This window comes from Pantoea sp. S-LA4, assembly GCF_054482835.1.
Genome location: NZ_JBTLRC010000002.1, coordinates 3419597 through 3431836, shown reverse-complemented (window position 1 = coordinate 3431836; position 12240 = coordinate 3419597). Strand labels below are relative to the sequence as shown.

The window sequence follows — 12240 nt, the reverse complement described above, 5'->3', positions numbered from 1 at the left end:
TTTAAACTCATGCTCCCGGATACGCCCACTATATAAGACAAATTGTGGGGAATTAAACAACTCTGACGAGTCATACAGACAAAAAAATAGCGCTGTAAATCATTTAATTAGCAATTGTTAAACCCTGCCTTGCCCGAATGGTAACCGTCTGAGACTGAATTAAATATCGGTATTATCTGAAACTGATCCCGCGATATTGACTAATGCAAAATTTGTCTTATTGATAAACCCGGCCATTATCCCGTGAGCACGGTGATGAAACGATAACCTTATGGTCTGACTGTCGCACAATTGCCTGCGGTTAGGTATGCTAATTCGTTCCTGAGAGCCGGCGCAGTAAAGTTTGAGGCTGATATGAAAACTCCAAAAAAACCTGACATCCTCAATGTAGCCGCCGTGGCGCGTTCACGGCTGTTTACCATTGAATCGGTCGATCTGGCCTTCAGCAATGGTGCGCGGCGCGTCTATGAGCGGATGAAACCCTCGGAACGTGAGGCCGTCATGATTGTACCGATCATTGACGATCATCTGATCCTGATTCAGGAGTATGCGGTGGGGCTGGAAACCTACGAGCTTGGGTTTCCCAAAGGTCTGATCGATGCCGGTGAAACGGTGAATCAGGCCGCTGACCGTGAACTTAAAGAAGAAGTGGGCTTTGGCGCAGGTGAGCTGACTCCGCTGGGCAAGCTCACCATGGCCCCATCCTACTTTTCCAGCAAAATGAATATTGTGATCGCGGAAGGGCTGTATGCCGAAAAGCTGGAAGGCGATGAGCCAGAACCGCTGATTGTGCATCGCTGGCCGCTGAGCGATATGTTATCCCTGTTACAGGAGCCCGATTTCCGCGAGGCGCGTAACGTCAGTGCGCTGTTTATGGCGCGCGAATGGCTGGTGAAGCAGGGGCGTCTTCGCTACTGATAAACAACGAACTTCCCGGCGTCCGAAACGCGCCTGCCAGCAGGCGCGTTCGGGCTTATTCGGTCACGGCACTCTTCTGTCGGGCCGACGTCCACTTTAACGCCGGAGCAGTTACCAGATAAACCAGGCAGGCGACGATCAGCGAATTGAGTACCGGTACGCCGCGCTCGATAAGCAGCCCGGTTGCGCCTCCTGCTATGCTGGCGATGAGTGCCGGCCAGCCGATAAGCTGCGAGGTTGCTGGCAGGGTATGGCTGCGACGGCTCAGCGCCAGCGTCTGACGATCGGTTTTCAGCACGTAGTAATCAATAATCATCACGCCCAACACCGGCGGGAAGATGACGCCCAACAGCTCCAGAAAATCGACAAAACGATCGAGAATCCCAAGAATCGAGCAGAGTGTGCCAATCAGGCCGAGCACCAGCGTAATGATACGGTAATGCGGCTTATAGCCGGTCACGCCTTCAATGGCATTGGTGATCCCCAGCGTGGACGAATAGAGATTCAGGTCGTTAATGCGCAGGGTAGAAAAGACCACCGCGAACAAACCCAGCGTGCTGGTGGTTTGCGTAATGATTGCGATGATGTCCGACGTCTGCAACTCTCTGGCGATCAGAATCGCCAGACCATTGATCCCATACTCTCCCGCCAGAATGGTCAGTAGCGTAATAACGAACACATCTTTGCCGTTGCGGGAGAAACGCGTCAGATCGGGAGTCATCAGGCTGGCAAGGATTGCTCCACCCATCACCATGGTCATCGCCGCGCTGACGGTAATGGTTTCTGTTGCCATCACCGGCGGCGTGATTTGACCTGGCTGCGCATGGAAAGCGTGCCAGAAAATCCAGCCGACCAGCGCAATAAAGAGCGGAACGGCGATGCGTGCGGTAAAGCGCAGCGCCTTAAAGCCAAAAGTAACCAGTAAAGTCAGCACCGTGCCTGATAATGCGGCTGACTCTGTGAAGCTGAGTTTACCGTGCAGGGCATAGCTCAGCGAACGGGCGAAAACCGCATTCTGAATACCGAACCAGCCCAGCAGGCTGACTGCGACCAGCAGACCAACCAACACCGAGCCGTGACGACCAAAGCCACACCAGCGTGCCAGCAGACTGCCCGGCAGGCCTTCACGCATGCCGGCATAGCCGAGTGCGAAAGTCAGCACGCCAAACAGCAGGCTGGCCAGCGTAATGGCGATAAACGCTTCACCGAGCGTCATGCTGTTTCCCAGCACCGCGCCAAGCATAAACTGATCCAGCGCAGTCAACATGCCCATATGCACAATGGCAACGCTGAGCAGCGAAAGCCTTTTGTTTTCAGGCACCGGTTGTAACGGGTAATCATCAAATTTACTCACAACAGGGTATCCTTACCGGTTTATATAAAAATAACGCCTGTGCTGAGAAACTTCTCTGGCAGATAATTATCCAGTGATTCCGCACGGCAATAGTTTTCAAACTGTTGTAGCGAATGCACGCCCGCTTTTTGATAAAGGGTCGTGATACGGTTACTGATGGTTTTAACGCTGAGGTTATAGATACGCGCGATCTCTTTGGCATTAAATCGTCGCAGCAATAGAAAGATTACATCCAGCTCGGCCGGGGTAAAAAGCGGATGCTCCAGCTGCGTTGTCAGTACCGAGGCTTTTTTGGCATCGATAAAGCTGGTTGCCGTCAGGTTGTCTATCGGTCGTGCATTCCAGATGTAGCCAAGCAACTGCTTTTTATTATCGAAAACGGGATATTTTTCGCTGATGAAGGGGGTGAGATAGTTATTGCCATACCAGTAATGGGTTTCAATGACGGTGACGCAGCTTTTCAGGGCTTTTACTTTTTGATCGTGCAGGCAGAATTCCTCCGCACAGTCACTCCAGGGCGTCGGGAATTCACTGTCTTTTTTGCCCTGCAATGAAAAGGTTTTTGGTGTGGCAGTGTATGATATTGCTGCTTCATTCATATAAAGGTGCAGCGATGCTGCATCCTTAAAACCCCACGGCACGGGTAATAAATCCATTGTTGTGGCAAATGCAGCAATAAATTCATCAATATTGCGATATGAGCTGTCCATGGCGCCTCGCTGAAAATATCGGTTAGAGTTTTTTGGCCAGATAATAGCGTGCGAAACGCTGTGCATATCCATGCTGTTCACCATAAACGCGATAACCCAGCTTTTCGTAAAAACCGCGAGCCTGGAAACTCATGGTGTCAACGACCGACATATGACAGTCTCTGTTTCGCGCCTCCTCTTCTGCTGCCTGCATCAGTTGACGTCCGGTCCCCTGCTGACGGCAGGCATCCTCTATCCATAAGAAATGGATATCCAGAGTGCCACACCAGGTATGGGCCAACAGTCCGCCCTGAATATGGTGAAAGTCGTCATAAAGAATGACATTCAACGTTTTCAGATTGATATCGGCAAAGGATTCGTTGTGTTGCCAGAGGCGCTGAATAATATATCTTTCAGCGTCAGTCTCTTCAGTGTGACCGATTTTAATTTCCATATTAAGGTATCCATTAATGATTCAATTAAAAATATTCATTACCTTGTTCTGCTGGTCCATTTCATTCTTAACACGATGGTAAACGATGCGCAAGAGTTAATATTCCCCCTGTTATCGTGTGCTGTTAATATTATGCTGGCTGCAGTTTTGTTTCATATGACATTCGATTTTTTTGCTGGCATCAGGGAAACACTAACTATAACGTCATAATAATCGCATTATATTTTAGTTCATATGACATGAACGCTTTGTTCACCTATCCTTACTTCTGACGGGAAACGCATGCCGATTACCACAGGTGATCGGCATTCTTCTTAAAAACTCAATGCGTTATTCTGCCCTGATTTTATTTCTGCCATTGTTCGATTGTTATCCCTGTCTGGCTGGATGCTGAAAGCGAGTATGATTCCACTTTAATTAATCCTGTAAAACAGTATTCGGAACAGGTGGGAAAAGGCGAGGGTTAATAGAGATCCGCTGCCAGTTGAAAGGGCATGGGCTGATATGCCCCGCGGCTAATTGTGCCCGCAGTCAACGTTTACGGGAAACGGGTCTGATCATTCAACGCGTGCAGGCCAGCCAGGATGGCAAATTAAAAAGCACCGGATAAAAAAAAGGGTGGTCACATCAGGTGACCACCCATAGATATTTCACACTACGCTGAAAGCATCAGAACAGTTCGTGGCTCTCACCATTGTCCATAATGGTGGTGCCGACATCATGCACCGAGTACTCGGTCGGCTGCGTACCTTCAATGAAATACTCCTGACGGGTATTGCCGCCGCCGTTCGCCAGCTTACCGGTGCTGCGATCGATGGTCACCGTCACCACGCCTTCCGGTGGGGTTAACGGCTGAACCGGCACGCCCTCCAGCGCACTCTTCATGAAATCATCCCATGCCGGTTGTGCGCTCTTCGCGCCGCCTTCATAGCCGGAGATCTGATCGGGAATCGCCCCTGAGAGCGTGCTGCGGCCTAAATTGCGGCGGGCATCGTCAAAGCCGATCCACACTGAGGTCACCACGCCCGGGCCGTAACCCGAGAACCAGGCATCTTTCGAGCTGTTGGTGGTACCGGTTTTACCGCCGATATCATTACGCTTGAGGTCACGACCGGCACGCCAGCCGGTGCCCATCCAGCCTGGCTCGCCGAAGATATTCGAATTCAGCGCGCTCTTGATCAGGAAGGTCAGCGGCGTGTTGATGACGTGCGGCGCGTAGTTGCCCTGCTCAGGCGGGACAGGCACCTGCTCCAGTTCCGGCTGTGGCACCGCCTGATTCTGGTTTTTGTCCGACGCCGCCACGTTTTCCACGCTCTCTTCATTGAGCGCCAGCGCTTTTTTGGTATCACCGTAGATCACCGGCAGATTGCACTGCGGACAGGCAATTTTCGGTTTCTCTTCAAACACCAGGCCGCCCTGTTCATTCTCAATCCGGGTGATGAAATAAGGATCAACCAGGAAGCCGCCGTTGGCCATCACCGAGTAGCCGCGAACCACCTGTAACGGGGTAAATGAGGCTGCACCCAGCGCCAGCGATTCGGTATGTACGATATTTTGCGCCGGGAAGCCGAAACGCTGCAGATACTCGGCGGCATAATCGACGCCCATCGCACGCATCGCACGAACCATCACTACGTTCTTCGACTGACCTAACCCCTGACGCAGCCGAATCGGGCCATCATAGGTTGGCGGGGAGTTTTTCGGACGCCAGTCGGCACCGGCACCCGCATCCCAGCGTGAAATCGGCACGTCGTTAAGGATCGAGGCCAGCGTCAGACCACGGTCCATCGCAGCGGTATAGAGGAAGGGTTTGATGTTCGACCCGACCTGACGCAGCGCCTGCGTGGCGCGGTTAAACATGCTCTGGTTGAAATCAAAGCCGCCGACCAGCGCCCGGACGGCACCGTCATTCGGATCGAGGGAAACCAGCGCCGAGTTAACATCCGGTACCTGGCCCAGCCACCACGCATCATCAACTTTGCGGACCCAAATCTGCTGGCCGGGTTGTAAAACCTGGCTCACGCTTTTCGGTGTCGGGCCCTGAACGGTGTCAGACTTATAAGGACGAGCCCAGCGAACCCCGGCTAAGGTCAGCGAGACATTGCTGCCATCCTTCATCATCACGGTCGCTTCATCGCTCCGTGCTTCAGTCACGACGGCTGGCTGGAGCGGGCCGTAGACCGGCAGCGTCTTCAACGCCTTCTCGATTTTCGCCTGATCCCACGCCGGTTCGCCAACTTTCCACAACACGCTGGTCGGGCCGCGATAGCCGTGACGCATATCATAGGCCATCACGTTGTTGCGTACCGACGTCTGCGCGGCTTGCTGCAGGCGACGGGTCACCGTGGTGTAAACCTTATAACCGTCGGTATAGGCATTTTCACCGTAACGTTTCACCATCTCCTGACGCACCATCTCACTGAGATAAGGGGCAGAGAAGGCGATTTCCGGACCGTGATACTTCGCCACCAGCGGGGTATTACGCGCCTCGTCATACTGCTGCTGGGTGATGTAATGCTGATCTAACATGCGCGCCAGCACCACGTTGCGACGTGATAACGCGCGGCTGTGCGAGTAGAGCGGGTTGAACGTCGACGGTGCCTTCGGCAGACCGGCAATCATCGCCATTTCACTCAGCGACAGCTGATCGACCGGCTTACCAAAATAGACCTGCGAGGCGGCACCGACGCCATAAGCGCGGTAGCCGAGGTAGATTTTATTCAGGTAAAGCTCAAGAATTTCATCTTTATTCAGCAGTTGCTCAATGCGGATCGCCAGAAACGCTTCCTTTATTTTACGCATCAGCGTGCGTTCCGGACTCAGGAAGAAGTTACGCGCTAGCTGTTGAGTAATGGTACTGGCACCCTGCGAAGCATGGCCCGAAACCAGCGCAATGCTGGCGGCACGGAAGATGCCGACCGGATCGACGCCATGATGCTCATAAAAACGGCTATCTTCAGTCGCAATAAAGGCTTTCACCATCTCAGGTGGGATTTGCTGCAGCTTTAAAGGGATACGGCGCATTTCACCGTATTGCGCCATCAGCTCGCCCTCAGCGCTGTAAACCTGCATCGGCGTTTGCAGACGCACATCTTTCAGCGTGTTCACATCGGGCAACTGGGGCTCTATGTATTTGTACAAACCATAAATCGAGCCTGCTCCCAACAACATGCAACACACTGCAAGGATCAATAAATACTTTACGAACTTCACCTGGAATTTCCCATCTGTTGTCGTTTGAGCAGTTTATAAACAACCGCGCGGTAGTATAAAGGCAAGCCAGACGCTTTGATATGTCCATTTTCCCCGGACGATAAGGAGATCGCGCGCATGGCTTTTCATACCTGGCAAATTGGGCTGGATATTCAGAATAGGCAGATTTGTGCCCTGGCCCTCCAGCCTCAACGTGATGGCTGGCAGCTACGCCACTGGTGGCAGCAGCGGCTGCCGCAAGATACGTTAAGAAACGGCGTGCTGCAATCTTCGCCTGAATTACTGGCGGCCTTAACCGCCTGGCGACAGCGCCTGCCACGACGCTACTCCCTGCGTGTCGGGCTGCCAGCCCAACTGGTGTTACAGCGATCGCTGTCGCTTCCGGCGCAGCCACTCAGCGAGCCGGCGCTGGGGCACTATGTGCAGGCGGCGGCCCGACGGCTTTTCCCGCTGGAACCCGATGCGCTGGCGCTGGATTATCGGCCGGATGCGCAGAGTGGTCAGCTCTGTGTCACAGCCGCACGGCTGGAGATGATTGACCAGTGGGCAGCACCGCTGTTGCAGGCTGGATTAACGCCACAGGTATTTGAACTGACCACCGAGGCGCTGAAACGCCTGGCGCAGCAGGCCCGGCTGGCTGCCGGAGCGGTGCTGGTTCTGCAGCAGGACAAGCGCTGGCTGTGGAGCGACGGTCAGACCGCTGCGGATGCAGGCGACGCGATCTCCCTTGAGGCATTACAGCAACAGGCTTTCCCGCAGGCTTCGGCGCTGTTTGTCTGCGCCTCGCAGCCCGTGGCGTGGCCGGCCACTGCGAAGCCTTTCTCACCTTTCGATCTGATCCCGTTTCAGCAGCCACCGTTACCCGCCAATCCCGGAGCGTTCGCGCTGGCGGCGGGCCTGGCGTTGCGGGATAAGGATTGCTGATGGTGGCGGTCAATCTGCTGCCGTGGCGCCAGCGGCAGGCCGCAAAGCAGCGGCGACAAAGTCTGATGATGCTGGCAGGCGTTGCGGTCAGTCTGCTGTTGCTGGTGATGCTTCAGGTCTGGCGGCTGCATCGCGTGCAGCAGCAGGTTAGCGCAGAGACCGCGACGGCGCAGGTGGCGCTGGACGACCTGATATCACGTCTGGCCCGGCAAAAAACGCTGATGGCACAGCTCGCGGCGCAGCAAAAGCAGCGTAAGAAGGCGCAGCATCAGGCAATACAGCGGGCTGCCTGGCAGCAATTCTGGCTGGATTTACCGGGGCTGCTGCCCGACACCGTCTGGCTGAACCAGCTTGAGAAGCGTGAGGGCCAGTTCTCGCTGGAGGGCCAGGCGCAGGATATGCAGGCAATCCGGCAATTTCGTCAGCAGCTGGCGGCCCTGACACTGTTCAGCCAGGTGGAGCAGGGCAGCGTTCAGCGTCAGTCTGGCGGGGGATATCACTTTACCCTGCGTGCGCAGCTTCAGGCGGTGAAGGATGAGTGAGTGGTGGAGAGGCTGGTGGCAGATGAAGACGATCCCACGCTACGGCACGCTGGCGGCAGTCGCATCTGCCTTACTGATGCTGGGCTGGCTGGTGTGGCTGCGGCCGGAGCGGCAGGCGCTGGCAACCCAACAGCAGAAGCTACAACAGCTGACGAGCCAGCTGCAACTGCGCCAGCGGCAATGGCACCAGAATCCGTCAGACGCGCTGTTGCAGGCACAGTTCTTAACTCAGGCTGCGCCTGTAACAGCGGCGACGTCTGTGCAGGCGGTGGAAACGGTTCTTGCGTCACGGCGCGGCCAGCTTGAACAGTGGCAACCCGATGCCCGGCCACGCTCCCTGACGCTGCATCTGCCATGGCAGGCGTTTCAGCCGCTGTTTACCGAACTTGCTCAGGCTGCTGTACCGTTTCCGGCGCGTTTTCGGGTGCTTGCGCAGCCGCAGCATCTGGTCGTGCAACTCTGGCTGGAGCCTGACGATGCGCCATAGGCTGCTGGTGTTACTGCTGTGCTGCAGCAGCGCGCTGGCGCGCGATCCGTTTCATCCGGTTGCGGGTGCAGTCTGTCAGCCGTCGGTGGAGCCGCTAACCGGCTGGCACCTGCAAGGGATCATTGGACGGCCATCCCGCTTCTATGCCGTGCTGGTGACGCCGCAGAAAAAGGCGATGGTGGTGCGGGCCGGGCAACCGCTGGCACTGTCGCCGTGGCAGCTTAGCGATATTGACCGGCGTAGCCTGACTCTGGCGGTCAGGAATAGCTGCAGTGCGCAACGAACCGCATTTTATTTAAAAGGAGCTCCGCATGAAAAGGATTCTGACGTTATGGCTGGTACTCAGCTGCCTGCTGCCGGTCCACGCCGCTGACGATCAGCGTCTCAGCCTGGCATTTGATAACGCGCCGGTTGAGCGCATTTTACAGGCCCTGGCCGACTACCAGCAGATCAACCTGATTATCGCGCCGGAGGTGACGGGATCATTGTCGCTGCGGCTGGATGATCTGCCATGGCATCAGGCACTGGATCTGGTCGCTCAGATGGCAAAGCTGACGCTGATTGAGCACGAGAACGTGCTACTGGTCTATCCGGAAAGCTGGCAGCAGGCGCAGCGGCAGGCCCGCGATGAAGAGCAGAAAGATCGGTTGCAACAGGCACCGCTGCAACAGCGTGCAGTGCTGCTGCATTATGCCAGCGCCAGCGAGGTACACCGTAGCCTGCTGAGTGAGCGCCAGTCACTGATGACGCCGCGTGGTAGCGTCACGGTGGATAAACGCACCAACACACTGTTAATACGCGATACGGCTGCGGCGTTACAGGAGACGGAGCGCTGGCTAAGGGCGCTCGATCTGCCGCTGGAGCAAATCGAGCTGGCGGCACATATCGTCACCATCAGCGAGGAGCATTTACATGAACTCGGCGTCAACTGGGGACTACAGGCCGGTGACGCGGCGGTCACCCAGGCGCTTCATCATCCGCGGCTGGCGATTCCGCTGGCGGTGAGTTCGCCCGGCGTGAGTGTTGGCATGACGCTGGCGCGCATCGGCGGCCAGCTGCTGGATCTGGAGTTAAGCGCACTGGAACAGGAAAACCAGATCGAAATTATCGCCAGTCCGCGTCTGTTTACCTCTCATCAGCAAACGGCCTCGATTAAACAGGGCACTGAAATTCCTTATCAGGTCTCAGCCGGTAACAGTGGCGCAACCAGTATCGAATTTAAAGAAGCGGTGCTGGGTATGGAGGTGACGCCCAGCGTTTCCGGTCAGGGGCGTATCCAGCTTAAAATTCATATCAGTCAGAATATGCCGGGCCGCAATATTAAAACCGGTGACAATGAGGTGCTGTCGATTGATAAACAGGAGATTGAAACCCAGGTGACGGTCAGGGACGGGGAGACCCTGGCGCTGGGCGGTATCTTTCAGCAGCAGCGAACACGGGGAGAAAATCGGGTGCCGATACTGGGAAAAGTGCCGCTGATCGGCGGGCTGTTTCGTCAGCAATCTGAGCAGCGCAAAAAAAAGGAGCTGGTGATCTTCATTACGCCGCGATTGGTCAGGGAAGCAGCGCTTACGGCTGGATAAAACGGAAAATAGGTCCCAGAAGGCCATCCGATTTGACGCAGGACAGGAATTAGCTTACAAGGTTTAGCGATTTTCAATACGGTGTAACCGTCTATGTTGGGTAAATCCCAGCAAACAGATCAGAAAATTCCTCTGTGAGCAGCGTTGTAAAGACGCAGCGCTGGCGCGTTACAGTTTCGCGAACCACAGGCCAATTCAGAAATGGATTTGCTGCAGGCAATATAATCGGTTGCCAAACAGCCTTGAGTGTTGAGATAATTTTTCGTCTGACTCTTGCTAACGCTCATGAGGTCTCAGTTCCTGTCCCGCCAGCAAATGCTGAACGCGGGGTATCATTAACGAATTCTTAGTAATACCGACAAAATGGCAGAGAAACGCAATATCTTTCTGGTTGGGCCGATGGGTGCCGGCAAAAGCACTATTGGTCGTCAGTTGGCTCAGCAACTCAACATGGAGTTCTTCGATTCCGATCAGGAAATTGAGCGACGCACCGGAGCGGATGTGGGCTGGGTTTTTGACGTCGAAGGCGAAGCTGGCTTTCGCGATCGCGAAGAAAAAATCATTAACGAACTGACTGAAAAGCAAGGCATCGTCCTGGCGACAGGCGGTGGCTCCGTCAAATCCCGGGAAACGCGTAATCGTCTCTCCGCCCGCGGCGTTGTGGTTTATCTTGAGACCACCATCGAAAAGCAACTGGCGCGCACGCAACGTGATAAAAAACGTCCGCTGCTGCAGGTGGATTCACCGCCGCGTGAAGTGCTTGAAGCGCTGGCTGGCGAACGTAATCCGCTGTATGAAGAGATCGCCGACGTCACGATTCGCACAGATGATCAGAGTGCGAAAGTGGTGGCGAATCAGATTATCCACATGTTGGAAAAAAGTTGATCCAACGTTCGAAGGCTCTTTAACAGGTATCGAGCATCATGGAGAAGATCACCGTCTCACTGGGGGAACGCAGTTACCCCATCACTATCGCCGCCGGACTGTTTAACGATCCGGCTTCTTTTTGGCCGCTGACCGCGGGCGAAAACGCCATGGTGGTGACCAACCAGACGCTGGCACCGCTTTATCTCGACAAACTGTCGGCGCTGCTGACGGCGGCGGGCGTGAAAGTGGATCAGGTGATTTTACCCGACGGCGAGCAGTACAAAACGCTGGCCGTGATGGATCAGGTCTTTACCGCACTACTGCAAAAACCGCACGGTCGTGATACGACGCTGATCGCCTTAGGCGGCGGCGTTATTGGCGATCTGACCGGTTTTGCTGCGGCCAGTTATCAGCGTGGCGTGCGCTTTATTCAGGTGCCCACCACCTTACTGTCGCAGGTTGACTCTTCGGTTGGCGGCAAAACAGCCGTAAACCATCCGCTCGGCAAAAATATGATCGGCGCCTTCTATCAACCCGCTTCGGTGGTGATTGATACGGCGTGTCTGCAGACGCTACCGGCTCGCGAACTGGCGTCCGGTCTGGCTGAAGTGATCAAGTACGGCATCATCCTGGATGGTGCGTTTTTCCAGTGGCTGGAGCAGAATCTTGATGCACTGCTGGCGCTGGATGAACAGGCACTCGCCTACTGCATCCGCCGCTGCTGTGAATTAAAAGCCGACGTGGTGGCTGCCGATGAGCGGGAAACCGGACAACGCGCACTGCTCAATCTGGGTCACACCTTTGGTCACGCGATTGAAGCGCACATGGGCTACGGCAACTGGCTGCATGGCGAAGCGATTGCAGCGGGCATGGTAATGGCCGCGCGCACCGCCGAGCGTCTGGGGCAGTTCAGCCCGGAACAGACTGAACGTATCATCACGCTATTGCAGCGTGCCGGTTTACCGGTGCAGGGTCCGCAGGAGATGAGCGCAGAGATGTATCTGCCCCATATGATGCGCGACAAGAAAGTGCTGGCGGGTGAATTACGGCTGGTTCTTCCGTTGTCGATTGGCCGCTCTGAAGTGCGTGGCGGCGTGGCTCATGATATGGTGCTGGCTGCAATTAACGATTGCCAGACATCTTGATATTAAGCAGTTAAGTGGTGACGCGGCGCGCAGGGTGCGCAGTGCGGGATGCCGCTTTACGGAG

Annotated in this window: 12 protein-coding genes; 8 read left to right on the top strand and 4 right to left on the bottom strand. The window is 55.2% G+C overall.

The features are described from left to right. The first annotated feature begins 354 nt into the window (after nt 1-354). Entirely contained in the window at nt 355-918 is a 564-nt protein-coding gene (gene nudE / locus ACX3P5_RS17040) for an ADP compounds hydrolase NudE (RefSeq protein WP_233986917.1), read from the top strand. Nucleotides 919-973: 55 nt separating this feature from the next. Here nudE and ACX3P5_RS17035 read toward each other — a convergent pair whose 3' ends face one another. The 4 genes from ACX3P5_RS17035 to mrcA form a co-directional block, all read right to left on the bottom strand. Next, a complete protein-coding gene (locus ACX3P5_RS17035) occupies nt 974-2272 on the bottom strand; it encodes a cytosine permease (RefSeq protein ID WP_233986918.1) in 1299 nt (432 codons plus the stop codon). Between the two features lie 20 nt (nt 2273-2292). Beyond that, the gene (locus ACX3P5_RS17030; protein ID WP_409520465.1) at nt 2293-3054 is read right to left on the bottom strand and encodes a helix-turn-helix transcriptional regulator; all 762 of its coding nucleotides are present in this window, start codon (nt 3052-3054) and stop codon (nt 2293-2295) included. Continuing rightward, a complete protein-coding gene (locus ACX3P5_RS17025; protein WP_336756742.1) occupies nt 3005-3415 on the bottom strand; it encodes a GNAT family N-acetyltransferase in 411 nt (136 codons plus the stop codon). Before ACX3P5_RS17025 ends, ACX3P5_RS17030 begins: the two co-directional genes overlap by 50 nt. Nucleotides 3416-4084: 669 nt before the next feature. Further along, entirely contained in the window at nt 4085-6628 is a 2544-nt protein-coding gene (gene mrcA, locus ACX3P5_RS17020) for a peptidoglycan glycosyltransferase/peptidoglycan DD-transpeptidase MrcA (protein WP_233986920.1), read from the bottom strand. Between the two features lie 117 nt (nt 6629-6745). On the opposite strand from mrcA, the gene pilM reads away from it, so the two are divergent. The 7 genes from pilM (at nt 6746) to aroB (ending at nt 12176) form a co-directional block, all read left to right on the top strand. Continuing rightward, the gene (gene pilM, locus ACX3P5_RS17015) at nt 6746-7552 is read left to right on the top strand and encodes a type IV pilus biogenesis protein PilM (protein WP_458969026.1); all 807 of its coding nucleotides are present in this window, start codon (nt 6746-6748) and stop codon (nt 7550-7552) included. Next, complete coding sequence (locus ACX3P5_RS17010; protein WP_458969025.1) at nt 7552-8094, top strand: PilN domain-containing protein; 543 nt, start codon at nt 7552-7554, stop codon at nt 8092-8094. Before pilM ends, ACX3P5_RS17010 begins: the two co-directional genes overlap by 1 nt. Continuing rightward, nucleotides 8087-8581: a HofO family protein gene (locus tag ACX3P5_RS17005; protein WP_458969024.1), complete on the top strand. Its 495-nt coding sequence runs from the start codon at nt 8087-8089 to the stop codon at nt 8579-8581. The genes ACX3P5_RS17010 and ACX3P5_RS17005 overlap by 8 nt, the downstream gene beginning before the upstream one ends. After that, nucleotides 8571-8954, top strand: coding sequence for a HofP DNA utilization family protein (locus ACX3P5_RS17000; protein ID WP_336756736.1), 384 nt, complete (start codon nt 8571-8573; stop codon nt 8952-8954). The genes ACX3P5_RS17005 and ACX3P5_RS17000 overlap by 11 nt, the downstream gene beginning before the upstream one ends. Beyond that, complete coding sequence (gene hofQ, locus ACX3P5_RS16995; protein WP_336756734.1) at nt 8893-10164, top strand: DNA uptake porin HofQ; 1272 nt, start codon at nt 8893-8895, stop codon at nt 10162-10164. The genes ACX3P5_RS17000 and hofQ overlap by 62 nt, the downstream gene beginning before the upstream one ends. Nucleotides 10165-10527: 363 nt before the next feature. Further along, the gene (aroK, locus tag ACX3P5_RS16990; RefSeq protein WP_003852989.1) at nt 10528-11049 is read left to right on the top strand and encodes a shikimate kinase AroK; all 522 of its coding nucleotides are present in this window, start codon (nt 10528-10530) and stop codon (nt 11047-11049) included. Nucleotides 11050-11087: 38 nt separating this feature from the next. Further along, nucleotides 11088-12176, top strand: a complete 1089-nt coding sequence (aroB, locus tag ACX3P5_RS16985; RefSeq protein ID WP_233986926.1) for a 3-dehydroquinate synthase — start codon at nt 11088-11090, stop codon at nt 12174-12176. Nucleotides 12177-12240 lie beyond the last annotated feature (64 nt).

Excerpts from the sequence above, each read along its gene's own strand:
- nudE (WP_233986917.1), top strand. The coding sequence starts at position 355 with ATGAAAACTCCAAAAAAACCTGACATCCTCAATGTAGCCGCCGTGGCG.
- ACX3P5_RS17030 (WP_409520465.1), bottom strand. The coding sequence starts at position 3,054 with ATGGATATGCACAGCGTTTCGCACGCTATTATCTGGCCAAAAAACTCT.
- ACX3P5_RS17025 (WP_336756742.1), bottom strand. The coding sequence starts at position 3,415 with ATGGAAATTAAAATCGGTCACACTGAAGAGACTGACGCTGAAAGATAT.
- pilM (WP_458969026.1), top strand. The coding sequence starts at position 6,746 with ATGGCTTTTCATACCTGGCAAATTGGGCTGGATATTCAGAATAGGCAG.
- ACX3P5_RS17010 (WP_458969025.1), top strand. The coding sequence starts at position 7,552 with ATGGTGGCGGTCAATCTGCTGCCGTGGCGCCAGCGGCAGGCCGCAAAG.
- ACX3P5_RS17005 (WP_458969024.1), top strand. The coding sequence starts at position 8,087 with ATGAGTGAGTGGTGGAGAGGCTGGTGGCAGATGAAGACGATCCCACGC.
- ACX3P5_RS17000 (WP_336756736.1), top strand. The coding sequence starts at position 8,571 with ATGCGCCATAGGCTGCTGGTGTTACTGCTGTGCTGCAGCAGCGCGCTG.
- hofQ (WP_336756734.1), top strand. The coding sequence starts at position 8,893 with ATGAAAAGGATTCTGACGTTATGGCTGGTACTCAGCTGCCTGCTGCCG.
- aroK (WP_003852989.1), top strand. The coding sequence starts at position 10,528 with ATGGCAGAGAAACGCAATATCTTTCTGGTTGGGCCGATGGGTGCCGGC.
- aroB (WP_233986926.1), top strand. The coding sequence starts at position 11,088 with ATGGAGAAGATCACCGTCTCACTGGGGGAACGCAGTTACCCCATCACT.